Here is a 24,062-nt window from a genome sequence, read left to right as displayed (position 1 = left end):
CTGGAATGATATCAAACCAAGGAGTTGAAAAAATCATTCCTCAGGCTTCACCTCATCTTCTGATTTTTCTTTCTTCCACCAATTATTATCGAGGCGTTTAATGGAAATAAATGTCCGGGTAAGCCCGGGTTTCATGGTTGTGGTATCGAGGTGCCTGGGCCATACATGGATAATCGTATCTCTACCGATGCACACCCACCAGAAGGTCTTCCCGTAACGCCTGGTCGTATAAACTTCGCTGATGGTTCCGCTAATTGCTTTGGTGTTAAAGCCGGGTTCCATTAGCTGATAAGTGATTACTTTCCTTTTTTGTGCCTGGGCCATGCCCGTTGCGAAGGTTAAAATTAGCAGTGTAATGAGATGTTTCATGCCGCTAAGGTATTCAGGCTAAAAACAGATTCCTTACGGCTAACCTTAGGGTAATCCCTCCCGCTTCACTACTATTTACTGGAAGAGAGATCTACTCGTATGAAGGACCCTGAAACGAGTTCTGTGTGACGATATTTTTTAAAAATGAGCGGCTGCCCTGTCTGCTCCCAAAACTGGCCATGAAGCAGCCCCTGCATTTTTTAGTGAAGAGCGGATAATTAATAATTTTCTAAAGTTTGATGTAATTGAGCCCTGTAATCGTAAAGCTCATCCAGACTAAACAACTGTTTTTTCTCTCCGGCATGTTTTCCGTTATGGAAAGTTTCGAGGTATTTATTGGTGGTATTAAAATGGAACCTGCAGATCGGTTTGCGGTTATTATCATCCAGTAATACACCGAAATACGATTGCGTATCGCGGTAGGCAATGCGTGCAGCTGGAATTTTTTCGCGTAGAATAGCCTTCACAATCTGGAAAGCTTCCAGCTCTTCTTCGGTAGTTACAATTTTAGAAGAATCGGGATCTACGGTAACAGGCATCGCTTTTTCTCCATCCTTTTTTTCAATTTTCTCGTTAATATTCAGGGCCGATTTTAAACGATCGCTGATGGATTCGTTGATGGAAACGGCCAGGGCTTTTTTGGTATATTCTTTAAAAGCGACCATCCGGTTTGCGGTGAGCGGTTTGTCGAAAAACCGGTTTACCAATAATTTTACGATTTCGTCGGATGGGGTATCAATTTCTTTTTCAAATTCTTTCCTGATGGCTTTAATGTATTTTAAACCTTCGGCCGAATCGAGAATATTTTCCAGGTTATACTCATTTTTGGTAAAGCTTTGGAGAATTTTAATGGCATTGTCTTTCAGGTCTTCAATATCGATGGTAAAGAAAGGTTTCTCATCCATAATATTGGGCTTTTCGAGGTCGGTATAGAAATTATAAACCGTACCATTGGTTAACACACCAAACCTGGCTTTAGAAACATGGTAGTAGCGGTGTAACTGCGAATTGTGTGCATCGGCACTCTCTTTCCAATGTTTACATTCGAAAATGAGAATGGGTTCACCGTTTTTGCGGATCACATAATCTACTTTTTCGCCCTTTTTGGTTCCGATATCGCAGATGTGCTCGGGTATTACTTCTGTAGGGTTAAAAATATCGTAACCTAAGATTTGAATAAACGGCATGACAAATGCATTTTTAGTGGCCTCTTCGGTATTGATCTGGTCTTTTAAACCCACCACCCGTTGATGGAGTTGTTCTAATTTAAGTTTAAGATCCATAGCGTTTCCGTTAAATGGTTTCATCAACAATTTCAGCACCAGGTGCATTTGCCTTAACCGATTCGATACCCTTATTGCGTGCATCATCTGTAGTATATAGCTGGCTTGTGCCGATAACCTCTCCGTTTCCGGCCTTCAGGTTGAAATAATATTTGCCGTTTTTGGCGATTTTCCTGTCGTACCTGGCATCGGTGGTTGCATTGTTCTTAACTGATTCGATGCCTTTATAACACGATGCCTTTGCATTGTAACCTTCGCTGGTGAGGATCACCTGTCCGTTTGCAGCTTTAAGGTTAAACTGATATTCGTTATTGCTTCTTTTAGTAATGATAAATTTTCCCAGAGTTATTTTTTTGATCAAAAATAGGAGGGGAATAAGGACAAACCTTACGGGAAACCGTAGCTGCGCTAGTTAACTGGTTAATTGTTGATCCATCGACAGGCTATCATTAAATCCTATAGAAGAATCGTCCTTTCGACTGGAGCGTGCCGATTTTTCATCGGTAGCGAAATGGAGAAATCTATTAGAGACAGATTTGGCTTCGCTGAGCAATCGTGGTTCTCGACTGCGTTGCACTCCGCTCGAAATGACGACCCATAAGCGGGCTGTCACTCATATTGATTTTTATACAATAAATTATCCCTCAGGATAATAATTGCCCGGAAGAATGAATGGCCAGGAGCTAACCGAGACTAAGCGTCTTCACACTATGCAGGAATAAAATGCCTTACCCTTTGCGCTTGCCTAAATAATCCCGATATCTTTACAGTAAGCGATAAGCTGTTCATTTTTGGAGAAACCGAGCACTTCTTTCATCAGATTAAGACGTTTTTCTATGCTACTCAGGCCAGAAGGTTTAATATTGTTTTCCTGAAGGTAGTAAGGGATGTTTTTTTGAGGTGTACCTTCCACCAGCTGAGAGATGATGGCAATATCCAAATCTGAAAAATCGTGCGAATTATTTTCTTTCCTGGCCAGTTTTAAATCAGGCGAAAGGTATTTTTTATGGTTGAGGATGGCAGATATAGCGAGTTTTAAATACTGGCCATCATGGCGGGCTTTGCGCACATAACCATCAATGTGCATTTCTTTAAATAGCGAATCAATCACTGCAGTTTTACTTTCCCCGGAAAATACCAAGGTTTTTAAACCGGGCTGTACTTCTTTTGCGGCTTTAATAAGTTCGGCCCCTCCCGTAATTTTTTGGCGGTTATGGTCTTCCTCAAAATAAAGGTCGGTAATCAACAGGTCGTAAGGCTGCCCTGTTTTAACGGCATTTTTTATCCAGGTAAGTGCATCGTCGCAATAAAAAACATATTCAGGTTTTTCTGCACCCAGTTCGGTTAATGTTTTTTGCAGAGAAATATTCTGTGTTTCATGATCTTCGGCAATCAGTATTCTTTTAAACATATTTAATACAATTAAGAAACCGGAAAAGAGATTTGGATTTTAAGCCCCTTTTCAACTTTGGTATCAAAGGTAATGGTACCACCAATTGCATCAATACGGGTTCCCGTATTCGTTAAGCCATTTTTAGGTTGTGGCTTGCCTGCAATGCCAATGCCATTATCGGTATAATAAATGTTTATTTTTTGCTGTACCTGTTCAAACCTGATCACCACATCGCTTGCGTGGCTGTGTTTGCTCATGTTTACCATCAGTTCCTGTAGGATATGTTCTATTTCCTCTTTTGCCTGTTCTGAAACTTTCTCCCATAGTGCTGCCGAATTTCCAACAAGTACTACCCGTGTGTTTTCGGAAGCGAAAGATTTTAAGGTTTCAGAAATTTTTTCGTTGAAAGGTCGATTTTTGAATTCAGGTTTTTCATAAGAAATATCGCGCGATTGCTCATAAAGTTCCTCTATTTCATTGATGATAGGGCTGTCCTTTAAGGTTTCCTGATGATCGAGTTTACTCATAATGCGATACAATCCGTTAGCCACAACATCATGTACTTTTTGCGAGGTTTTTAGCTTATTATTGCGAATGGTGTTTTGAGCTTCTAGTTCTAATCTCTGTTTCCTTTTTTTATACCAAAGTGTACCTACGATAATAAGTAAAGGAATACAGGTAATGAGTATAATAATCTGATATCTTTTGCCATCGTTGTCCTTTTGTAGCACGAGATTATCGGCTTTGCTTTTTTCTGTTTCGTAACGGATCAGGGCAAATTGGTTTTTGGCAGCGCTACGGGTAGTTTGCAAACTGTCGTTAATGCTTTGATATTTTTGAAAATATTGTTTTGTTTTAGTGGCTGGACTAAGTTTAATTAATTTTTGAAGTGCTTCGAGCCGGTCATCAGGGCTATTGAGCTTCGTCGCAATCAAATACATCTTTTGCGCGTAATTAAATGCTGAATCTGGTTTTTTCTTTTCATAATAATCAGCAATATGTGAGTAGCTTGCATTTTGTCCCCATTCATCCTTTTCTAAATAGCGGATTTGCAATGCTTTTGAAAAATCTGCTAGTGGATTATAATTGGAATTTTGAAGCCATTTTGTTTTAGCTAAGTTGGAAAGTACTCTTGCGTATTCTTTCCTGTTACTAATTTTTTTTAAAACCTCATTGTAAATATCAATCGCATTCGAATATGCTCCACTTTTTTGATAAGCCAATGCTTTATTATTAAGGAATTGTAATTTGTAGGCATTGTTTTGGCAAAACTTTAGTGCCGAATTATAATAATTGATAGCCTCGGTATATTTTTTAAAATACGTACTATTTAAGCCGAGCTCATTATAGTTAGAAGCAAGGCAGGCAAAGTCTGTTTTTTTGTGTTCATTTAAGAAACCTAATGATAATGTTAAGCTTTCTTGCCCCCCAAAGTAATCTCCGGCATCTGATTGGATCACGGCCATATAATTATAGGCCATTGCTACCTGTAAGCTATCCTTAGAAGTAGTCGTTACCTTATTAAAGTAATAGAATGAAGAATCGTTATTTTTAAAGAAAAAGGATTCTGCCGTCTCAAAATTCTGGTTTTTAGTCGGTGCAGAAGTGTTGATCTTTTTCCTACAAGCAAATGCTGCCAGAAGAAAAAATAGAAGGGTGTATATTTTTTTCAAGAGCGAGAGTAATTATTTACTCAAATATAAAAAACAAGATTATTTTACTTAGATATTTCGAATAGTTTATAAACAAAAAGTAAGGCAGAAAATACTGCCTTACTTATCATTTGAGATAATTTTTATCTCAGATCGATTGCCAACTATGGGTTTTTTGGTGGGACATGTGAGCCTTCGCCTCCTGTGTCATCACCTGGATCCCCATCTCCTGGGTCACCTGGATCTCCAGGATCTGTATCATTAGTACTTACTACTGTACCACCGTTATGGTTGCAATTGTTATTTGTATTTGTAGGCGTTGCCAGGCCAAGTAATATGGCAATAAAAAGAGGTAAAAACATGACTTTAAATTTTTTAAGGATGATTACTAAGGAGGGTACCCGCGAACCGTTCACGAGCCCTTCTCCGGGTTTGTAAATCAGAAGGCCTTCTGAAAATTTGGGAAGTCTGAGTTTCTATCACGGGAGCTAATAACTGCTTCCCAAACCGGCTATTTACTACCGCGATTTCTACTCTTTTTATTAATCAGTTTTTTATTTAGCTTTGATAATGAATCGCCGCCTGTGCTGATCAACGATACAAATATGGGGGCTTTAAATCGTTAGTTATCAAAAGATTCCGTTCGTTCCTTTCATTCCGTTAGAATTCCGGTTAACCGTAAAAATTCCGGAAATTCCGTCTTATTTTTACGACTAAATTTTTAAAAAATGCCCGAAGAATATAGAAAAGTTGTATTTGATGCCTATCAAAAGAAAAAGAGAGAAGGGAATCTTTCGTCTAATTTATTGGATCCAACCCCTGGAAATATACGTGAAGAATGTTTAATTATTTACCGAGAAAGAGAACGCACTCCTAAAGACGACGAAATATTCAAACAATTTTTCAAAGGAGTAGATCGGGACAAAGGGTATCTTACTGTTCTTGAGAATTCTTTAGCAGAAAAATTTAAACAGATGCCGAAAATTTTAAAGGGAGGTGTGCCGAATTATGGGCTTAGGTATGCTGAACTGTTGGCATGGTTAATAGATTTTCAACCTAGACCAAGTACATCTTATTACACAAGTTTTTATAAGGATAAGCCATCAGATTTAGAAGAAGTTATCGGTACAACTAATGTTAAAATAGGTAAACCATTTACTACGATAACAAGTGGAAACGATGATGGTAAGCAAAATCCTGAAAATGAAAAAATAAATAAAGATAGGGAAGAAAATAAACAGGGCGAGATAATTAAAGATGAAAAGGAACGGATAGGTAAACCAACTACACCACCAATAGTAATTATTCCTGTAAAAACTGATGATGTCAAAATAAATGGAGGTAATATTGAACAACCGCCAATAATTCCCCCTAAACCAGAATACGTCCCCCGTTTCTCCCCCCGCTATATTACTATTTCCTGTATCATTTTATTATTTGTTGGCACCACTTCTTTTGCCGTTTGGGAACGCTTGCCTACATCAATTAGAATGCCTCATGCGGATGAGAAATTTATGTACTGGGATGAGGATCACTATGAGCCGGTTAAAGATGACAAACAAAATGTTGGCGCGCCGATAATTCCGTTAAACGTTCAAACTTTAACGGAGCAAAGAAAGATTAATTTACCAGATACGCTAACCAGTTATTCGATTGGTAAAGTGTGGTATAAAGGGTTTATGAAAGATCATGAGTTTTTTACGTCTGCGGGTGCGTACCCTATGGATACCACAAGGGTTCTAAAGAAGCTTACCCCTACAATTTTAGCGAAATATATCTCTAATAACAGATACCTGAAGAACCGTTTAATCGGGCTGCTATATGCTATTATTTTTATAACATTATTTGGCTATGGAGTAAGCAGGCTAAAGAAAGAAGTAAAACAGCCAATGAAAAAATCAATGGCTGAAGAAGGAGAGACATTAGACATTATAACGTCACAAGCTGTAAGTTGTTAAGGTATAAAGAGACACCCTCCTGTACCTTTTTTAAATCTTTACATTCGTGTTTTTCTAATACCCGGATGCTTTGCAATAATAGGTTTTCTTTCAATTTATTATAATCAGGCGAAATTTCTTCGTCTTTTAAAAAGATGCTGATGTTGTTTAAAAAAGATTCCGGTCCTTCTTTAAAATAAGAGGCTTTTACGTACATCCAGTTGTATAAAATGCTGCGGTTATAGGTGTCGGTTTCCATGGTTTCCAGCAACTCTTTAAAGAAGAAATCGTAGTAAAATAGATCGCCAAATGGCGTTTCGTGTGCCGAACTGTTTAAAACAGCCAGTTGTATAAATACCGAATCGAGGGTACTCTCTGTCATCTGCCTTATCTGCGTAAATTTTTGATGGTTCCAGTCTTTTACATATAATCCATCAGTATTTCCGCTAATAATAAAGCGGAGTATCGAGCGCAATAGCGTAAACCCTTCAAGGTATTTTTTACTGCTGAACAAAATGCGCGAAATATTCTGTAATTGTTCTATACGCCTAAACTGCAATACCTCATAACCTTCGGCCTCCAGTCCGGCACTTAAAGATAAACCGGAAACCAGAAAATCAATCCCCTGGTTAAATTGTCCGGCCTTATAGTAGTAATTGGCCCATGCCGATAGTTTAAAAAGCCTGATTAAACGTTGAGGCTCTTCTTCAAAACCTTCGAAAGCGGTATCGCCCAAAAGCAGCACGGCATGTGCTTCAGTAAGTTTATTTTTTCTGCACAGTACCACGGCATTAAAATAGGTATCTGTTACCTCCGAAATGCGGTCATTCATTTCGTCGCCCATTTTTTTTGCTGCCTCTGCATTTAACAGGATACTGAATACGCCGCGCTGTGGCTTGGCAAACTTATCTGCAGTTTTATGTTGTTGGTTTAACCTTAAAGTTTCGATAAATGAAGTTGTTGCTGTTTTCATGGCTTATTGATTAATTTCCTAATTCAAGCTGATTTTTGATCAATTCGTAATAGTAACCACGCTTGGCTACCAGGGTATTATGATTACCCTGCTCTACTACATTACCGTTATCGAGCACTAAAATGTTATCTGCATTTTTAACGGTACTTAAGCGGTGTGCTACAATGAGCACGGTTTTCCCTTCGAAAAAGTTATAAAGACGTTCCATAATTACCTTTTCATTTGATGAATCCAGTGAGCTTGTAGCTTCATCAAGAAAAATATATTCGGGATTTCTGTACACCATACGGGCAATCAGAACCCGCTGCCGTTGTCCGCCACTTAAACCTTTACCATCCTCCCCGATTTTGGTATAAATACCCAAGGGCTGACTTTTTATATACTGCTCTATATTGGCAATATGGATGGCACGGTCCATTTCTGCCGGATCGGTAAATTCTTCATTGAGGGCAATGTTATTGGCAATGGTATCAGAAAAAATAAAACCATCCTGCATCACCACGCCGCAGTGCTGGCGCCAAAACTTCGGACTAATCATGCTAAAGGGCAGGTTATCTATATAAATTTCGCCCGATGTGGGTTCTGATATTCTTTGCAGCAGCTTTAAAATGGTGGTTTTTCCACTTCCGCTACTTCCTACTATGGCTGTGGTTTTACCGCCCGGGATAGTAAAATCCAGGCTGTTTAAAACGGGCTTATTACCTGCTCCAGGATAAATAAAACTCATATTTTTAATTTGTATACTCCTTCCGGGAGGCATTTTATAGGTATAATTTTTAACAGGCGATTCTTCATCTTCCAAATGCTGTATCTGTTCCAAACGATCCATACTGATCTGTGCGTCCTGGTAAGACTGTAAGAAAGATGCCAACTGTACAATCGGGGCATTCATCTGCCCGATGATAAACTGGATGGCCATCATATCGCCAAGGCTTACCTGCTTATCGATTACCAGGCGGGTAGCCAAAAAGAGAATCAGGATGTTTTTGGCCTGGTTAATAAAAGTGGCGCCTACCTGTTGGTACTGACTTAATGAAAGTGTACTCACATTTAAACGGAAGAGCTTGGCCTGTATACCCTCCCATTCCCATATTTTTTTGGTGCCGCAGTCGTTTATTTTAATCTCGTGAATACCGTTTACTACCTGCAGGGTTTTTGCCCGGTTTTGGGCCTGAAGTTCGAAACGCTTAAAATCGAGTTTTTTCCTTTTCTCCATAAAAATGTAGATCCAGGCAAAATAAATGGCACTGCCAATAATAAATACGATGCATATAGTGGGGTTGTAGATAAACAGCACCACACTGAAAACCAGGAAAGCAATCATCATAAACAAGGTATTGAGCGTGCTGCCGGTTAGCAGGGCTTCAATCCTTTTATGATCTTCTATGCGCTGTAAAATATCACTGTTTAACTTGGTATCGAAAAAAGACAAGGGAAGGTTTAACAGTTTATTTAAAAAGTTGGATAAGATAGACAGGTTAACCCTTGCGGTAATGTGGAGCAGTATCCAGCCGCGTAACAGTTCTACTGAAGTTTGCCCAAGCGTCATCAATAACTGACCGAAAAGAAGAATATAAATAAAGTGTACATCCGCTCCTTTTACCCCAACATCTACCAGCGCTTTGGTAAAAAAAGGAAATATTAATTGTATTACAGCCCCGGCCAGTAAACCTGCGGCCAGTTGTTTCAGTAGTTTTTTATAATGAAAAACATGTTTAAGCAATATGCTCATGCTACCGCGTTTCTCGGTAATATCTTCTTCAGTGAGATAAAAATCGGGCGTTGGGCTTAACAATAAGGCTATACCAGCGGCTTTTTGGTTAATGGAGGTGTAGGCCCAGTTATTAAGAAATTCATCGTGTGTGTAAGCATGCAGGCCGCTGGCGGGATCGGAAATGTGTACTTTCTTTTTGGTGATTTTATATACCACCACAAAATGGTTTTTACGCCAGTGGATGATACAAGGGAGCTGTCCACGTTTTTCGAGCTTCTCGAAGGTGATGTTACCACCTACAGATTGGATGCCTATTTTCTCGGCCGCTTTGCTGATTCCTAAGAGCGATACACCCGTTTTACCGATCTGGCTCAGTGTGCGGATTTTTTGGATGGAGAAAAACTTGCCATAAAATTTGGTAATGATCTGCAGGCAGGTTGGACCACAGTCCATCACATCGTGTTGTTTATAGTGCGGAAAATTTGCGAGCTGTATCTTCATGCTTGTAAATATTTAATTATAGGAAAGTCTAAAACCTTCTTATTTATCAAAAGAAAAAATATATATTTATCTCTCAAGTTTTTTTCGACGAAATCACTTTTAAATGCTACAAAATTGAATATTATACATTCTGCCAAAGGGAATTTTAAGCGGGTGCAAGAGCTGGAGTGGGATATTAAATATACAACCCCGATCAGGATTGCTTTACATCTGCTCTTATGGGTTTTGCTCGGATATATGTATTACCGGGGTTACAGTAAGTTCGATAAAACCATGGGTTGGTTTTTGGTGGGGAAAGACCTTGTTGCCGTAATCAGTATTTTTTATGTGGGCTCGTATTTTATTCTCGACCGGTATTTATTTAAAGGGAAATTTTTGGCTACCGTTTTATTTGTAGTGTTAAGCTATTTATGGTGGGCAACATTGACCTATTTGGTATGTGTGTACTTAAAGGCCAACCTTTCGCCAGATTCAAAACTGATGCTCTATGCCGATTTTGTAGTCAAAAGCGGTTTTGTTGGCATCTTCTCGATTAAAATGTTCCTGTTTTATTTTCTGGATTTTTTGTACCTCCTGTTCCCGCCGCTCAGCATTAAACTCATGAAATCAATAGTGGCACAGAGCAATAAGCGTATTGCACTGGAGCGCGACAACCTGAACCTGGAGATTAATTTTTTAAAAGCACAGATCAATCCACATTTTCTGTTCAATACTTTAAATAATATTTACCGCATGGTAAATAAGAAAGATGAACAAACCGGGCCAATGGTTCTTCATCTAGCTGGTTTAATGCGTTACACCCTTTACGAATCGAATGATCCGGAGGTGTTGTTATCGCGCGAAATTGAATTTATCAGGGATTACCTTGAGCTGGAAAGCATCAGGTATGGCGATGAAGTAAAGATCGACCTTGACATCGATAAACCGGAAAAACCTTTGCGCATAGTTCCGCTCATTATATTTCCTTTTATAGAAAATGCTTTTAAACATGGGCCCGATGCCAGCATAGAATCGGCCTGGATCCGTATCAAGATCAAGGTTTTTGGTGAGCAGCTTTACTTTGAAGTGGCTAATAGCTGTACCCACAGGCTTGCAAAAACAAAATTTGGAGGGCTGGGCATAGCCAACATTAAAAAAAGGCTTTTGATCCATTATCCAAACCAGCACGAACTGATTATTAAGAACGAATCAAACGAATATACGGTAACATTAAAATTAAACCTCAAATAACCCAAATCATCATCCCTATCCGAACAACTATATGACGCTTAAATGCTTAATTATTGATGACGAGCCCCTGGCCCGCGAAACGCTGGAAGAGTATATATCAAAAATCCCGTTTCTTGAACTTGCAGGCAGCTGCAAACATGTTTTTGAAGCGATAGAAATACTACAAAGAGAACAGATTGATATACTTTTCTCTGATATCCATATGCCCGAAGTAAACGGCATTGAACTGATTAAAATGCTGCAATACCGTCCATATGTAATCTTTATTACAGCTTATGCCAACTATGCGGTAGAAGGTTTTGAGCTTGATGCTGTTGACTATATTGTTAAACCTTTCTCTTTCGAACGTTTTTTTAAGGCGGTAAACAAGTGTTTAACTATGAGCCAGCAGAAAAACAATAAACCCAGCACCGATCAGTCTAAATACCTTTTCGTTAAAGATGGTCACAAACTGCACCGTGTACTTTTTGATGAAATCTGCTACATAGAGGCGATGAAAGATTATATTAAAGTGGTGCTGAAAGACCGCAGCATTATTACACACCTGACGATGAAACGGGTAGAAGACCAGCTTCCCGAAAACCAGTTTATCCGCATACAAAAGTCGTATATCATCAACATCAACAGCTTAAAGTTTATTAGCGGTAACATGGCAGAATTACATGATGTAAGCGATAAACTGCCAATTGGCAAGCAATATAAAGACCTGATCTTTGAACGTTTTGGCTTAAAGAACGATTAATATAGTATACGCGCGAGAATGGTTTTATTATCAAGAATCAAAGTAAGCCGGGCATCTAAATTTAAAATGGCTACGTAGTTCTCATCAAGTATGCTTCCTGATGCGGGCTCTATTGTTCCTGTAAAATCAAACATATTATTGGCTTTTAACGGGCCAAGTGTGGTGAGTTTACCATATAATTCGAGGTCATCACCCAGCTGATTATCGGGGGTTATTTTAAAGACTGTGTTTTTTGAGTCATTTAGTAAGCGGGCATATTCAGAACTGATTTGTCCTTTAAACTTAAACCCTCCTTTTGATGGCACAAGCATAGCCAATGTATCTTTTTTATGGGTTTCGGTTAAAGCACCATCATCATAAAACAGTTTACCAGCAAATGGAGCGGTAATGATTTGCTTTATCCCATCATGATCAGTCAGTGCAATGGCTTCGCCCTTTTTTGCTGTAGCCCCTGATGCTTTTAAAAACTGATAAACATTTAAACTTTTTGAAAGGATAAGGGGATTTTGCTCCCGGTAAATGTTAACAGTGATAGCCTTTTTATCGGGATAATGGGTAAATGCCGATAATGCCACCAACAATAACAAAAGTAAAAGTAGGCTTCCGCCGCCCGATTTAAGCAGCCATTTTGGAGGTTCACCTACAATTTCTTTAATTTCTGCACTGTAAACGTGTTCTATCTTATCCATATCAGTATAGGTTAGTGGTTAATGCTTTTTGTTTGTTTCTGGCGATTATGCCTTGGTAATATTTGGTCAGGTAATGATAAATTACGAGTTCGTGGGTGCGCTGTTTGGTTACAAAAATTCTATTCAGCGACATGTGGATGTAACTCGGAAGAATTTCTGTCAACTCAGCATCAAGGCCAAGATCTGGGTGCTGCAGGGCATATTCTGTTCTTAAGGCGTCATAAGCCCTTATATTCTCTGCCGAGCGGATTTTGAAAAGATTAACCGCATCTGCAACCTCTTCAGTATCATCATCTCCGTTTAAAAAGCCACTGAGAGCTTTGCTAACGGCCCTGTATTTGTTGTTAAGCTGCAAAGTAAGACCCGCGCTTCCGCCAAATTCGCTGAAGAAAGCCTGCTGCATCCTGGTGGCGAGTTTAAGTTTTTGTTCATTATCCAGACCGAAATCGCCCATTAAAATATCAATGCTGCGGGCCGCAAACAACCAACGGTAATATTCGCCTTCATCACCTTCGATCATATTCAGAAAATTGATGATGGCCTTGCTATCGTAATAAAATACCGACTCGCTGAAGATCATCGTGTGCGTTCCGTAACGTTCAACTTCCTGTTTATAGGTATCGTACTGGATTTTATGTACAATCCGCTCTTCTGCCAGTTGTTTCAGGCCATCATTGATCCGGCTAATAATATTGGCCATTGTTTCGGACTTATCAGGGTGCAAAAAGCGGATCCTTAAATGGCCTTCAGGATCGTGGTACCTTAAGAAAAACCATTTTTCTATCAAACCTTCGTTGGTTAAAGTGTTTACCAGGGGCAGCATATAATCTGTTAAAATTTTCTCTGCCCATTTAGAGCCGCAGTATATTTTAACATAAGTCCACTCCGAGCCCAGGTTAAATTTACGTGGCAAATGATGTGTGTTAACAGGCGCACTTTTTACCTGTTTTTGTGCCGGTGTTTCTTTACGGAAAGGAATGATCACCTCGTTGATAAAATTTTCACCAGCATCATCAAGTATTAAAGCATGATCATCCTGATGCAGGAACTCGTATAATATGACGGTACTTTTTTTAAGATTTTGTGTAAGCAACTCAAGACCTAAAACACTGCTAAAGTCAATCAACAGTTCGCGATCGCCCTCTATTGAAACTACTTTGGTTGGCAGTTTATACTTGGCGAGGAAAAGGTTAAGCTGTTGCGGAGTGTTAATGGCTTTGGCTTCTGCATACACATCAGGGGTTATTTTCCATCTTGCACGGCTCAAAACGAAATGTTTATATTCTACCCTGGGCAAATAAGGCTGATCATTTAAAATCCCCCAGTCCCAACTGATGTTGTAAGCGCCGTGCTGGTGCTGCAGATCGCATAAAAATTTATATACGGCTATTCCGTTGTTATAATTATGTGCTGAAGAGAGCCGCGGGATCACCGTTTTGTTAAGGCGTTTTGAACGAAGTTTAATTTCGTTGTTGCTTACCGAAATCATCAGGTCTGAAACCGGGATCTGCCTGTCATTTGGTAGCGAAGAAGTACCCAAAAAAGGGATTTCGTATCCCCTTAACTGTGGGCGTTGTAAAATATTACCTACCCTCGAATCGGGCAGGTGTACAATTTCGGCTATTACGGTTCCCTCCAGGTCTTTCTCTTCAAGCTGTGCGCATTCTTTTAATTTTTGGGCTAAAAAATTGTCGTTTTGCGCAAAGCGGGCCAATAATGGCAGTGCAGAAGGTCCGCAGCAAGCGCTGAGGTTAAATTTAAAATCGCCATTATCCAGGCTTTCGGTATTTTTGCTCACGAAATTACCGATAGCATAAAAAGTTGAAGGAATTTGCTGTTCATCTTTTTTACCTATCCCATTTAAATCGTTATCGGTTAAAACCACAGGGTTGCCGTGGTTCCTGCTGCTTTCTAAGAACTTATTAAAAACCAATTCCCTGTAATTGTTCCAACTGATGTTTTTTGCAGAAGCAGTACCGTTAAGCACTAAATCATCAATTAATGGTGCATGGTTATTGTTACCGGTTCCGGCCTTATCATAACCAACTCCTGCATCGTTATCAAGCGCTTCCAGAAGTTCGATTTCCTGATCTTCGTACCGTTCCGTAAATTTTTTGATGAAATTCTTGATCCTTGCAGGTGTTTTGTTTTCGTTTAACACAGAAAGCGATTGCATTTCTGAAGCAAGAATATCCATTACCCCAATATTAATATGGTTATGATCCATCCCGATGTGAAGGTCGGTCTGAACCAAATCCTTTGCATGCGATAAGGGGAAATTTTCTTTAATGATGTGATGGACCTGGTTGCAGGTTTTAACAAAATCTTTCGGCTGAAGCAGATGATCTTCAATGGCAGTCAGCGCCGAAATGCTGGAATGATCGGGATTATTGCTTTTAAGGATCTGGGTTAGTTTTTTGTAAAACTCATCCCCTGTAACTGTTGGTTCAAGCTCTGATACCAGTATCTGTGCATCTATTACACTATCAAGATAATTTTTGGCCTCATCAACCTTAAGGTTCAGTTGGGTTAATTCATCAAGTAGAAACTGATAGCTTGCGCCGGCATTGGCTTTCTCTATCAGGCACTGAATGTATCTGGAATGTTTAATGGCCACTACATAGTAATGACGTTTTTTATTGATGAATTTATATTCAAAATAACGGTAAACACCGCCTATTTTATACAAACTGTTATTGACTTTAAAGATCAGTTTGGCTTTGATATGATCATTTTTAAGCAGCGATCTAACCAGTTCCGAAATGTAATTCATATCTAAACGGGTATATTTGGTTAGGCGGCTTTCGGGTGCTTTTAATTTAAGTTCGCTCCCCTTTTCGGTAATTTTACCGGTATTATATCCTGAAAACAAACCATAAGGAGTTGCCCTTGTACCCATTCTTAGCAGGTATTTATAAAGGGTAACCAGCAGTTTATCGTCTATGGTATCAGCAGGGCCATCAAGCCATTTTATTACTTCTGCATGCAATTCAGGACTGGCCAGGTAAATGGCATCCTGTAGTTCTCCGGATTGGTACCGGTGGTATATTTCCTGTATAAAAGCACTCCGGTTTTCTATTTTGTTTAGAGCTAAAACAGCGTTTAAGCTTTTGGCAGGAAGGCGCATTAAGTAAAAATCAAAAGGCTTGATGTTGTTTCCCATAGTTTGAGTTTTTTATTTTACTGCTTTAAATGGAATTACTTTATTAAGGCTTTCTTTAAAACTCTCAAGAGAAAATGGTTTAAACAAGATGTCCCGGGCAAACTTTAAATTATACTCATCCAAATGTTTGTGAGAGAGCGCCGTAATAACGATTATAATATAGTCTTTAATCTTGAGTTTTGCAATCTGATTAATATCGCCACCCCTAAATTTGATGTCCAAAAATAAAATATCTGCCTTATGTATATTCAAAAGGCGCTCTAAGCCCTGCATGCTGCTTACTTTTCCCAATAAAACGAGTTCATCACATTGCGAAATATATGCTTCCACCTGCTCCTGGGCAAGTGGTTCATCATCTAGTATTATGCAGTTAAATTTCATTGATTAATGGAGCCAGGTAAATTGATTAATCTTATAACGATCTGAAGTACATTGCATAATGGTTAAGGCGATACCGATTAAACCAAAGTTTAAATCAAGCTGCGCATTATCGTACTCGCCAAAGAAAAAGGATTTAAAGCCTAAATATTTATTTCGCCCGGTAGCATACGAGGGAATTTGTGCTTCCCAGTAAGCCGAAGCTTTTTTAAACGCTTCAATTCCGGTAAGCTCATAAATCCTGCTGTAAATTAAACAGGGCGAACATACTCCGTACTTAACAGACGCATCGTTTAAAAAAGTTTCTTCTTTTGTTTTTCTTTTGATGGTTTCGAGTGCAATCTGTATACCTTCTGCCAGGTAATCGTCATCCTTTAAAATTTGGGCTGCCCTGATGATCGCATAACTCGTTCCGATATCGCCATAAACAAGGCAATGATTAATTATTTTTTCGGGCTCTTTGATCCACAATGGAAAAACGGAGGTAAACAACTGGCTGTCCATGCGGTTCTGCAATAGAAATTTTAAGCCATAATGCATTAATTCAGCACATTTTTCAGGTTCAATGCCTGCCTCGCTAGCCGAAGATAAAAAATTGAGTACCATGGCACTTCCATGCGCCAAACCTGTATAAACCCTGGGTTCGCTAAAATAGTGTGTAGTCCAGAAATATCCGTTAACCTCATTACCTTCTTTTAATTCATCAAGTGCATAAAGGATCTGCAATACTGCTTTTTGGGCAACAGTTGATGATGATGCCCTATTAATGAGGTAGAAACCAATCCCTATGGCCCCTTTAGACATCCCAAAGTTGCGTTCAGCAATATTTTCTTTTACCCTTTCAGCCAGTAAATCATCAATCTGCCGCTTAAAAGAGGTATAGTCTTCTTCTATATGGCCTTCTTTTTCGAGATAGATCAGGAGACTGCCAAATTCGGCAATATCAAGGTAATAGTTTGAGGTAAGGGTAGATTTATACCTGGATGGGTTAAGATCATCAAAGGCCGCCTCCAAAAACCTTTCGGCGGCAGCATAATAAATTTCGTTTTTTGTATAACTTGCATATAGGCAGTTTAAGAGAACGGCCCCGCCTTTACCATGGCCAACACCAAAATTAGGTAGCGTATCGAGTGCATGTTTGTTTACCAGGTCAATAATTTCTGGTAAAAGTATTTGTGTATTAATTTTTCCCAAGTTATTAGAAACAGCTTCCATAATTATAATTTTAACCTTCCCAGCTCATCGCTGTTACTATTTGTTTGTACACGCCTGTCTTTACCAATTTTGCCAAAATTGTATCCAAAGGCAATTCTCGCTCTTCTTGTATCTACCCGGTGTATACTTTCTGTTATTAAGGGAACAATATTGGTAGACAGGAGCTGATTGTTCTTGTAAAAGATATCACTTACATCAAACTTGATAAACCCTTGGTTATTAAATATCTTCTTCCTGATTCCTGCTGTTACATTCGAATAGCCTTCGTAATCGTAAATACCCGAAATGGTTGGCGATTCGTAAGAGGCAGACAGCTCTGCTGAAACGGTTGGCGAAATTTTAAAGGTATGGTTTGTGCTAATTGTAAAATAATATTTCTCCCTGATCATAATACTGGCATTTGCTACCGGATCCGGGAAACGGATGTTCTGGTAATAGCCTGAAAGGCGATTATTGGTGTTCCACCAGGCAGCAAGTTTAATGGGGAACCCTAAACTGGCACTTACCAAATGGTTTTTTAGGAAATTCGCTTTTGTTTTTATAAATTTTAAAGAGTTCTGATCGTATAAAACGGTGCTCATAATTGCGTTTTCAGTTTGAGTGTATCCGAAGCGGAGACTATATTTTTGGTATAAGTTAGACCATGTAAAAGCGTGTTGGTACTCTGGCCTGAGCAATGCGTTTCCCCTGGTAAGGGTGTAATTATCGATGTAAAGCTCGTATGGAATCAGGTCATCATACGACGGACGGTTAATGGTTTTTGCGTAAGCTAATGATGTGGTGTAATTTTTAGTCACCTTATAATCGGCCCTGATGTTGGGAAACAGGTTAAAATAATTAGAGTCTAAACCCATTACCACCTTGTACTGCGTGTATTCGCCCCTTAAACCCGCCTGAAAATTAAATTTGCCTACTTCGTAATTCAGGTTAAAATAAGCTGCAGGGATTTGTTCCTTATAACCCAGGTTGTTAAAAATACTACCCGTTTCCTGCCATTGATTATTAATAAAATTAGCGGGGTTTTGGTGACTGTTATTGCTGGTATAGGTATATTTTAAACCGCTTTCCAGTTTCAATGCCGGATTAATATTTTGTGTATAATCTAATGAAGTGGTGTAGATATCGTAATTGGATGATGCCCTGTTCCTGAATAATGAAAGCTCAGGAGTTGCAGCCCCATTGTTAAATTTATCCTGGTTAAACTGTTGGTTCTGGTTGCTGATGTAATTGGTATAGTTGGCTGTTACCAACAAGTTAGAACCTATAGTGTCTAAATCGAGTTTGTAAAAGACATCATAATTGGCAAAATCTACCTTCAGGTCCAGATCATTGAAAGTGTTGATCCTGCTAGAACTTCCTGGCTGATTGATCAGCGCATTTACATCACCTTTTCCATACATGTGTGCTTTTACGAAAGTATAATCGGCACCAATGGTATTCTTTTTATTGATATAATAATTTAAACTGGCATTAATACTTCCATCAGCCGATGCGCCATCAGAAATATCTACCGTTTGGCTAAAATCACCAACACGGTTTATGCCCTGGAACAGTATCCTGTTGTCGTAGCCTTTTTCGATATGGCCACGTTTCCCATAACTGCCGTTCAATGTAAAATCGTATTTAGGTGCGCCGATTCTTAAGCCGGCGTTTGCACCACCCCCAAACCGGTAACCTTGGGTCAGGTTTCCACCGGTATTGGCTGTCCAGCCTATTTTTTTGCTTCTTTTGGTGTGAATTTCGATTACACCTCCACTGGCACTTGCGTCATATCTTGATGATGGATTCGTAATCAGCTCTATGCGGTCAATCTGATCGCCGGGTATAGAACTTAAAATGTTAGATAAGGTTGCATTAGGTATTTTTTTTCCATCGAGAATAATCAACACATTCGATTTTCCTTCCATAGAGATGTTGCCATTGATCATCTGTACGGAAGGTGCCATGCCGATGATGCTATAGGCATCGTTGCCCGCTGCAAGCACACTTTCGCCAACATTTAATATAATCCGATCTGTTTTTTGCTGTATAAAAGATTTATTTCCCACAACTTTAACTTCCTGCAGGTTCTGAACATCGGTGTTCAGGGTAATTTCGCCCAATTCTAAATCTTTATTGGCGGTCATTACAATTTTTTTTGTCGATTTAATAAAGCCCATATTGCTTAATATGAGTGTGTATTCGCCAGGTTTTGCTTCAACGCTAAATAATCCTTCAAGATCGGTAATCGCGCCTTTTATCAGTGCGCTTCCCCCGGCATTCCATAATGCAACACTAGAATAGGGAATCCCCTTTTTTTGATCGTCGATAACCCTTCCTTTTATTTTTCCCTGGGCATAAGCGAAATTAATGCCTGATAATATAAAAAGGGTTAGGAGCGTTAAATACGGGACGGAGGTTTTTTTTCTCTTTTTCATAGTGCTGATGATATAGGGTAGTTTTATAAGTAGATAGATAGGGCCAGTTAATCGCTAATAGCGTCCTGTTCTTCTTTGGTGGGGCCTTTACAGGAATCTGCCCAACAAGAAAACGCTATTGCATTACCGCCCTGAATCTCTTTTAGCTGATCTTCACTTAGTTCTGCAATAATTTCTTTTTCTAATTGCGCTTTATTTGATAACTTTACCTTTTTCATGTTAATAGATTAATATGATTTAAATCTTATCGTTTAGGCCAATACCCCAGAGCATTGGGGTAATATTAAATGTGAGAATTGATTTTGATTAATAAAGAGTGCGCCGGGTCTAAGCGGCACACTCTTTAAAGGTTCTTAGCCTCCTATTTCTTCTTCAACAGAAGCTTTAGTGTTGTTTTTGCAAGAATCTGACCAGCATGATAATTCAGCTGCGTTTCCACCTTCGATTTCTTTTAATTGATCTTCGCTCAATTTTGAAATGATTTCTTTGTCTAATTGTACTTTTTCTGATAAATTAACTTTTTTCATGATGTTTAATTTTTAAATGATTTTTAATTGATTTGATTAAGTTGTTTTCCCATTTAATTGCTCTAACCGGTATGAGTATTATGCTGGGTTTATTAATGCTAACTACGGGGCCAGCGCAGTCAGTGATTAAACTTTTGAAAACTGCCGTCGTTCTGATCGAATTGATTACGGTGTTCTTCTTTTAAATAGTGAAGAAATTGTTCTTCGCCCCCTCCACCCAAGATCATTCCTAACTCATCATCCATAAAGGGGCGAAAATCTTCTTCATTACTTTCTGGGTTAAATTCATACTTTTTCATAATGGATAATTTTTTTTAAGTTTTTAAATTGCGAAACCTGTCATGGTTGTGGTCATTGTTAATGTGTCACCTATTACAGTATTGTCTTTGTTAGCTATTCCACATTTAACATTTTCACATGTGATGATTTCTCTTTTGAGTTCTAGTTCTTCAGTGTTGTTTAAGTTGTGTTTCATAATAGTTTTTGTTTGTTGTTTATGATACAAACATTCACTTTTGATTTTATTCCATAGAATATATTCGACCAAATGATAGGTTTTCATGACCAAATCAGAGATATATCACACATTAATAATTAGCCGGGTTTGACTTTCTTATCATACGGCGTGTATAGTGATATCAGTTTGAGGCGGAGAGGTGGAAATTTGTAGTCTTAATTCCTGGTGTTTAAGCCCATTTCATGGAGTAATAAACCGGATACGCTTAGCAATAATTGGGGTTTTGTAATCTGTTTTTAATAACAGCAGGCATTATAGAATCGGTAAAACTCATTGGTAAAAAATTCGCAATCGTGGTATTACTGATGATCTTTCCTCGCCGCTGGGGAAAAAGATTTCAATGTATTTTGGTTGGGGATGCAATAAGCACTGCGTTTTCTTCCTCAGGGATGAGGATGTTTATAAAAGAGATAGGTGAGAAAGGGTGAATTTATAAGGTGGCTATGAATAATGAACCAATAACCCTCCCTTTAAACTGTAAACTTCCCCTTCATAACTTCCTTCCAGTACTTGTACCGCTATTTTGCTCCGTTGGCCGCTTTGACAGTAAAAGACTAATTTTTTGTTTTTGGGAATAGAAGCCAGCGAACCGCTTAATTCGTATAAAGAAATATTTACCCCTCCAATATTGTTTTCTTCATGTTCGTAATCTTCGCGTACATCGATCAGGAAAATTTTATCTGCCTCTGCTGAAAGCCATTGATCTAAGGTTGATTTATCAATTTCCTTTATTGTTTTAGCCGTGGGCTTGGCTATTTCGGGGTGTTTTTCATATGCAATTTTGAACACAGATACCATATTGTTCAATGCATCAATCGTCATTAATTTTCCAGAAAGGTTTTCGCCGATGTTGCAGATCAGCTTTAGGGCTTCATTGGCCATGTACAAACCGATTATTCCGGGCAGGATACCAATTACCCCACCCTCCACACAGTTGATGTTTTCGGTTGGTGGTGCCGGATAAAGATCCCGGTAATTTGGTCCTCCGTGATGATTAAATACAGCAACCTGCCCTTGAAATTGTAAAATGGAGCCGAAAATGAGTGTTTTATTTAAATTTACACAGGTATCGTTAACCAGGTAACGGGTGGTAAAATTATCCGAACAATCGATCACCAGTTCATAATCCTGGCAAATATTTATTGCATTATCTGCCTTAAAACGTTCATGGTATGCCGTGAATGCCACATGCGGATTAAGCAATTTGAGTTTTGCTGCGGCAGTTTTTGCCTTTGATAAGCCGATATCGGTATGATTATATAAAATCTGCCGGTGCAGGTTGTTCAGTTCTATTACATCATCATCTACAATTCCGATTGTGCCAACACCGGCTGCAGCCAGGTATTGCAACACCGGACAGCCTAAACCGCCGGCGCCAATTACCAATACGGTAGCGGCTTTTAACATCTCCTGGCCATTTAAGCCTAATTCAGGCAAGATTATCTGCCTGTTATAGCGGTTCAGTTCTTCTTTTACTAACATGATTTACTGATCAAACTCATATCCCAATCTTTCCAAACCGGCTCGTAGCCTTGTTTTCTGATCATTGCTGCAATTTCCTGTGCCGAACGTTCATCAGATATTTCGAACTGCTCTAAAGATTGAGGCTCTACTTTGTAACCGCCTGGATTGGTTTTAGAGCCGGCACTAATGGCAGTTACCCCTAATTTAATTACCTGGTTTCTGAATGCCTCCGTTTCGCGGGTAGAAATAGACAATTCCACTTCGCTGTTAAATAAGCGGTAAGCGCAGATCAGTTGCACCAATTCTTTATCGTTCATGGCCACTTTTGGCTCCATCCCCCCGCTAAAAGGCCGCAACCGCGGGAAAGAAATGCTAAATTTGCTTTGCCAATACTGTTTTTCGAGATAAGACAGGTGCAGGGCCGTAAAAAATGAGTCTGTGCGCCAGTCTTCCAAGCCGATGAGTACGCCAAGTCCCATTTTATGAATGCCGGCCTGCCCTAAACGGTCGGGTGTTTCCAGCCGGTATAAAAAATTCGATTTTTTACCTTTCGGGTGATGTTTCCGGTAATCCTCCTGATGATAGGTTTCCTGGTAAACCAATACCGTATTTAAACCATGTGGGATCAGGGTTTCATAATCGGCCACATCCAAAGGTTGTACTTCCATTGAAATATGGGCAAAATGCGGGCTGATCAGATCCAATACTTTTTTAAAATAGTCAGTATGCACCGTTTGGTTGGCCTCGCCTGTAACCAGCAGCACGTGGTCGTAACCCATGTCTTTAATTACCGCTACTTCCTGCATAATTTCCATTGGAGTGAGCGTTCTCCTTCTTACCTTATTGTCATAACTAAAGCCACAATAAGTACAGATATTATTGCACTCGTTAGAAAGATAAAGCGGTATATATAGCTGTATTACCCGGCCAAAGCGGTCTAAAGTTAACCGCTGACTGATCTGCGCCATCTCTTCGAGGTAAGGTAGTGCTGCAGGCGAAACAAGCGCTTTAAAATCCTCCAGATCCCGTTGTGTGCTGCTTAAAGCCCGTTCTACATCGGCGGCTGTTTTATCGTAAATACTGGCTTTGGTATCGTCCCAATTGTAGGTTTCGAATACCTCGTTAAAACTCTTCATCTAAAAACGCGGTTAGTGGGCTGCTTGCTGCAGCATAATGTTGGGGAGTACCTAATTTAGCTTCGAAAGCCATTCTGCCGGCTTCAACGGCTAGTTTAAAGGCTACAGCCATATTGGTAGGGTCTTTTGCTATGGCAATGGCTGTGTTCACCAAAACGGCGTCTGCACCGATCTCCATGGCTTTAGCTGCATCAGATGGCGCTCCAATACCTGCATCCACAATTACCGGTACCCTGCTCTGGCTAATGATAATCTCCAAAAAATCGATCGTTTTTAATCCCTTATTACTGCCAATCGGAGAGCCAAGGGGCATTACAGCAGCTGTGCCTACCTCTTCCAAACGTTTACATAAAACCGGGTCGGCATGGATATAAGGCAGCACAACAAAACCAAGTTTGGCCAGTTCTTCGGTGGCTTTTAAAGTCTCAATAGGATCGGGCATGAGGTATTTAGGGTCTGGGTGGATTTCCAGCTTGATCCAGTTGGTTTCTAAGGCTTCGCGTGCCAGTTGAGCGGCAAAAACGGCCTCCTTTGCATTGCGTACCCCAGAAGTGTTGGGCAATAAATTAATGTGCGGGTATTTGAGGTGGTGGAGAATATCATCGTCCTTTCCTTTTAAATCCACACGTTTAAGGGCTACCGTAACCAATTCGGAAGCCGAAGCAATTAAGGCGCTTTCCATTTCTTTGGCCGAACTGAATTTTCCGGTTCCGGTAAAGAGGCGTGAGCTAAAGGTTTGATTTGCTATGGTTAACATTGCTG

The 24,062-nt window shown here is 39.5% G+C and carries 21 protein-coding genes; 3 read left to right on the top strand and 18 right to left on the bottom strand.

All coding sequences use genetic code 11. The annotated features are described in order from the left end of the window. Positions 1-33: 33 nt before the first annotated feature. The 5 genes from ACFSR6_RS20665 to ACFSR6_RS20645 form a co-directional block, all read right to left on the bottom strand. Positions 34-369, bottom strand: a complete 336-nt coding sequence (locus tag ACFSR6_RS20665) for a hypothetical protein (RefSeq protein ID WP_379082491.1) — start codon at positions 367-369, stop codon at positions 34-36. A 218-nt stretch (positions 370-587) separates the two neighbouring features. Beyond that, positions 588-1,652, bottom strand: a complete 1,065-nt coding sequence (locus ACFSR6_RS20660; RefSeq protein ID WP_379082488.1) for a type I restriction endonuclease — start codon at positions 1,650-1,652, stop codon at positions 588-590. A 10-nt stretch (positions 1,653-1,662) separates the two neighbouring features. Next, positions 1,663-2,013, bottom strand: a complete 351-nt coding sequence (locus tag ACFSR6_RS20655; protein WP_456238604.1) for a YegP family protein — start codon at positions 2,011-2,013, stop codon at positions 1,663-1,665. A gap of 384 nt (positions 2,014-2,397) precedes the next feature. Further along, positions 2,398-3,063: a DNA-binding transcriptional response regulator gene (locus tag ACFSR6_RS20650; RefSeq protein ID WP_379082486.1), complete on the bottom strand. Its 666-nt coding sequence runs from the start codon at positions 3,061-3,063 to the stop codon at positions 2,398-2,400. An 11-nt stretch (positions 3,064-3,074) separates the two neighbouring features. Next, the gene (locus ACFSR6_RS20645) at positions 3,075-4,718 is read right to left on the bottom strand and encodes a tetratricopeptide repeat-containing sensor histidine kinase (RefSeq protein WP_379082483.1); all 1,644 of its coding nucleotides are present in this window, start codon (positions 4,716-4,718) and stop codon (positions 3,075-3,077) included. 707 nt (positions 4,719-5,425) lie between these two features. Here ACFSR6_RS20645 and ACFSR6_RS20640 point away from each other — a divergent pair. Next, on the top strand, positions 5,426-6,655 hold the full coding sequence (locus ACFSR6_RS20640; RefSeq protein ID WP_379082480.1) for a hypothetical protein: 1,230 nt from the start codon (positions 5,426-5,428) through the stop codon (positions 6,653-6,655). Here ACFSR6_RS20640 and ACFSR6_RS20635 read toward each other — a convergent pair. Together ACFSR6_RS20635 and ACFSR6_RS20630 are read right to left on the bottom strand one after the other, a co-directional pair. After that, positions 6,627-7,607 (bottom strand): hypothetical protein, encoded by a 981-nt coding sequence (locus tag ACFSR6_RS20635; RefSeq protein ID WP_379082478.1) that lies wholly within the window; start codon positions 7,605-7,607, stop codon positions 6,627-6,629. The two genes, ACFSR6_RS20640 and ACFSR6_RS20635, sit on opposite strands and share 29 nt — an antisense overlap. A 10-nt stretch (positions 7,608-7,617) precedes the next feature. Beyond that, positions 7,618-9,822 carry a peptidase domain-containing ABC transporter gene (locus ACFSR6_RS20630; protein WP_379082476.1) on the bottom strand — a complete coding sequence of 735 codons (2,205 nt, stop codon included), beginning with the start codon at positions 9,820-9,822 and terminating at the stop codon, positions 7,618-7,620. A gap of 114 nt (positions 9,823-9,936) precedes the next feature. Between ACFSR6_RS20630 and ACFSR6_RS20625 the strand changes: the two genes are divergently transcribed. Together ACFSR6_RS20625 and ACFSR6_RS20620 are read left to right on the top strand one after the other, a co-directional pair. Continuing rightward, positions 9,937-11,052: a sensor histidine kinase gene (locus ACFSR6_RS20625; protein ID WP_379082473.1), complete on the top strand. Its 1,116-nt coding sequence runs from the start codon at positions 9,937-9,939 to the stop codon at positions 11,050-11,052. Between the two features lie 31 nt (positions 11,053-11,083). Further along, positions 11,084-11,794 (top strand): LytR/AlgR family response regulator transcription factor, encoded by a 711-nt coding sequence (locus ACFSR6_RS20620; protein ID WP_379082471.1) that lies wholly within the window; start codon positions 11,084-11,086, stop codon positions 11,792-11,794. On the opposite strand, the gene ACFSR6_RS20615 is transcribed toward ACFSR6_RS20620, so the two are convergent. The 11 genes from ACFSR6_RS20615 to ACFSR6_RS20565 all read right to left on the bottom strand — a co-directional run bounded on the left by ACFSR6_RS20615 (position 11,791) and on the right by ACFSR6_RS20565 (position 24,057). Next, entirely contained in the window at positions 11,791-12,483 is a 693-nt protein-coding gene (locus ACFSR6_RS20615) for a hypothetical protein (RefSeq protein ID WP_379082469.1), read from the bottom strand. The genes ACFSR6_RS20620 and ACFSR6_RS20615 overlap by 4 nt on opposite strands. A 1-nt stretch (position 12,484) precedes the next feature. Then, a complete protein-coding gene (locus ACFSR6_RS20610; protein WP_379082467.1) occupies positions 12,485-15,646 on the bottom strand; it encodes a lantibiotic dehydratase in 3,162 nt (1,053 codons plus the stop codon). Between the two features lie 12 nt (positions 15,647-15,658). Beyond that, a complete protein-coding gene (locus tag ACFSR6_RS20605; protein ID WP_335319441.1) occupies positions 15,659-16,027 on the bottom strand; it encodes a LytR/AlgR family response regulator transcription factor in 369 nt (122 codons plus the stop codon). A gap of 3 nt (positions 16,028-16,030) precedes the next feature. Then, the gene (locus ACFSR6_RS20600) at positions 16,031-17,239 is read right to left on the bottom strand and encodes a lanthionine synthetase LanC family protein (RefSeq protein WP_379082465.1); all 1,209 of its coding nucleotides are present in this window, start codon (positions 17,237-17,239) and stop codon (positions 16,031-16,033) included. Positions 17,240-17,241: 2 nt separating this feature from the next. Continuing rightward, the gene (locus ACFSR6_RS20595) at positions 17,242-19,656 is read right to left on the bottom strand and encodes a TonB-dependent receptor domain-containing protein (protein ID WP_379082462.1); all 2,415 of its coding nucleotides are present in this window, start codon (positions 19,654-19,656) and stop codon (positions 17,242-17,244) included. Between the two features lie 47 nt (positions 19,657-19,703). Further along, positions 19,704-19,874, bottom strand: a complete 171-nt coding sequence (locus tag ACFSR6_RS20590; RefSeq protein WP_379082460.1) for a class I lanthipeptide — start codon at positions 19,872-19,874, stop codon at positions 19,704-19,706. A gap of 135 nt (positions 19,875-20,009) precedes the next feature. Continuing rightward, entirely contained in the window at positions 20,010-20,183 is a 174-nt protein-coding gene (locus ACFSR6_RS20585; RefSeq protein ID WP_183766852.1) for a class I lanthipeptide, read from the bottom strand. Between the two features lie 119 nt (positions 20,184-20,302). After that, positions 20,303-20,482: a hypothetical protein gene (locus ACFSR6_RS20580; RefSeq protein WP_138819077.1), complete on the bottom strand. Its 180-nt coding sequence runs from the start codon at positions 20,480-20,482 to the stop codon at positions 20,303-20,305. A 659-nt stretch (positions 20,483-21,141) separates the two neighbouring features. Continuing rightward, positions 21,142-22,182 carry a molybdopterin-synthase adenylyltransferase MoeB gene (gene moeB / locus ACFSR6_RS20575; protein WP_379082456.1) on the bottom strand — a complete coding sequence of 347 codons (1,041 nt, stop codon included), beginning with the start codon at positions 22,180-22,182 and terminating at the stop codon, positions 21,142-21,144. Then, on the bottom strand, positions 22,176-23,300 hold the full coding sequence (gene thiH / locus ACFSR6_RS20570) for a 2-iminoacetate synthase ThiH (protein ID WP_379082454.1): 1,125 nt from the start codon (positions 23,298-23,300) through the stop codon (positions 22,176-22,178). The genes moeB and thiH overlap by 7 nt, the downstream gene beginning before the upstream one ends. Next, positions 23,287-24,057: a thiazole synthase gene (locus tag ACFSR6_RS20565; RefSeq protein ID WP_379082452.1), complete on the bottom strand. Its 771-nt coding sequence runs from the start codon at positions 24,055-24,057 to the stop codon at positions 23,287-23,289. Before ACFSR6_RS20565 ends, thiH begins: the two co-directional genes overlap by 14 nt. Between the last annotated feature and the right edge of the window lie 5 nt (positions 24,058-24,062).

The sequence above is a fragment of the Pedobacter vanadiisoli genome (genome assembly GCF_042684385.1).
GTDB classification, from domain to species: Bacteria; Bacteroidota; Bacteroidia; order Sphingobacteriales; family Sphingobacteriaceae; genus Pedobacter; species Pedobacter vanadiisoli.
This window is presented reverse-complemented; position numbering and strand designations above follow the sequence as displayed.

What these genes read in the sequence shown, in the direction of transcription:
- ACFSR6_RS20590 (WP_379082460.1), bottom strand. Translation starts at nt 19,874, where the DNA reads ATGAAAAAGGTAAAGTTATCAAATAAAGCGCAATTAGAAAAAGAAATT.
- ACFSR6_RS20600 (WP_379082465.1), bottom strand. Translation starts at nt 17,239, where the DNA reads ATGGAAGCTGTTTCTAATAACTTGGGAAAAATTAATACACAAATACTT.
- ACFSR6_RS20665 (WP_379082491.1), bottom strand. Translation starts at nt 369, where the DNA reads ATGAAACATCTCATTACACTGCTAATTTTAACCTTCGCAACGGGCATG.
- ACFSR6_RS20630 (WP_379082476.1), bottom strand. Translation starts at nt 9,822, where the DNA reads ATGAAGATACAGCTCGCAAATTTTCCGCACTATAAACAACACGATGTG.
- ACFSR6_RS20650 (WP_379082486.1), bottom strand. Translation starts at nt 3,063, where the DNA reads ATGTTTAAAAGAATACTGATTGCCGAAGATCATGAAACACAGAATATT.
- ACFSR6_RS20640 (WP_379082480.1), top strand. Translation starts at nt 5,426, where the DNA reads ATGCCCGAAGAATATAGAAAAGTTGTATTTGATGCCTATCAAAAGAAA.
- ACFSR6_RS20615 (WP_379082469.1), bottom strand. Translation starts at nt 12,483, where the DNA reads ATGGATAAGATAGAACACGTTTACAGTGCAGAAATTAAAGAAATTGTA.
- thiH (WP_379082454.1), bottom strand. Translation starts at nt 23,300, where the DNA reads ATGAAGAGTTTTAACGAGGTATTCGAAACCTACAATTGGGACGATACC.
- ACFSR6_RS20580 (WP_138819077.1), bottom strand. Translation starts at nt 20,482, where the DNA reads ATGAAAAAGTATGAATTTAACCCAGAAAGTAATGAAGAAGATTTTCGC.
- ACFSR6_RS20660 (WP_379082488.1), bottom strand. Translation starts at nt 1,652, where the DNA reads ATGGATCTTAAACTTAAATTAGAACAACTCCATCAACGGGTGGTGGGT.
- moeB (WP_379082456.1), bottom strand. Translation starts at nt 22,182, where the DNA reads ATGTTAGTAAAAGAAGAACTGAACCGCTATAACAGGCAGATAATCTTG.
- ACFSR6_RS20585 (WP_183766852.1), bottom strand. Translation starts at nt 20,183, where the DNA reads ATGAAAAAAGTTAATTTATCAGAAAAAGTACAATTAGACAAAGAAATC.
- ACFSR6_RS20620 (WP_379082471.1), top strand. Translation starts at nt 11,084, where the DNA reads ATGACGCTTAAATGCTTAATTATTGATGACGAGCCCCTGGCCCGCGAA.
- ACFSR6_RS20595 (WP_379082462.1), bottom strand. Translation starts at nt 19,656, where the DNA reads ATGAAAAAGAGAAAAAAAACCTCCGTCCCGTATTTAACGCTCCTAACC.
- ACFSR6_RS20610 (WP_379082467.1), bottom strand. Translation starts at nt 15,646, where the DNA reads ATGGGAAACAACATCAAGCCTTTTGATTTTTACTTAATGCGCCTTCCT.
- ACFSR6_RS20605 (WP_335319441.1), bottom strand. Translation starts at nt 16,027, where the DNA reads ATGAAATTTAACTGCATAATACTAGATGATGAACCACTTGCCCAGGAG.
- ACFSR6_RS20635 (WP_379082478.1), bottom strand. Translation starts at nt 7,607, where the DNA reads ATGAAAACAGCAACAACTTCATTTATCGAAACTTTAAGGTTAAACCAA.
- ACFSR6_RS20565 (WP_379082452.1), bottom strand. Translation starts at nt 24,057, where the DNA reads ATGTTAACCATAGCAAATCAAACCTTTAGCTCACGCCTCTTTACCGGA.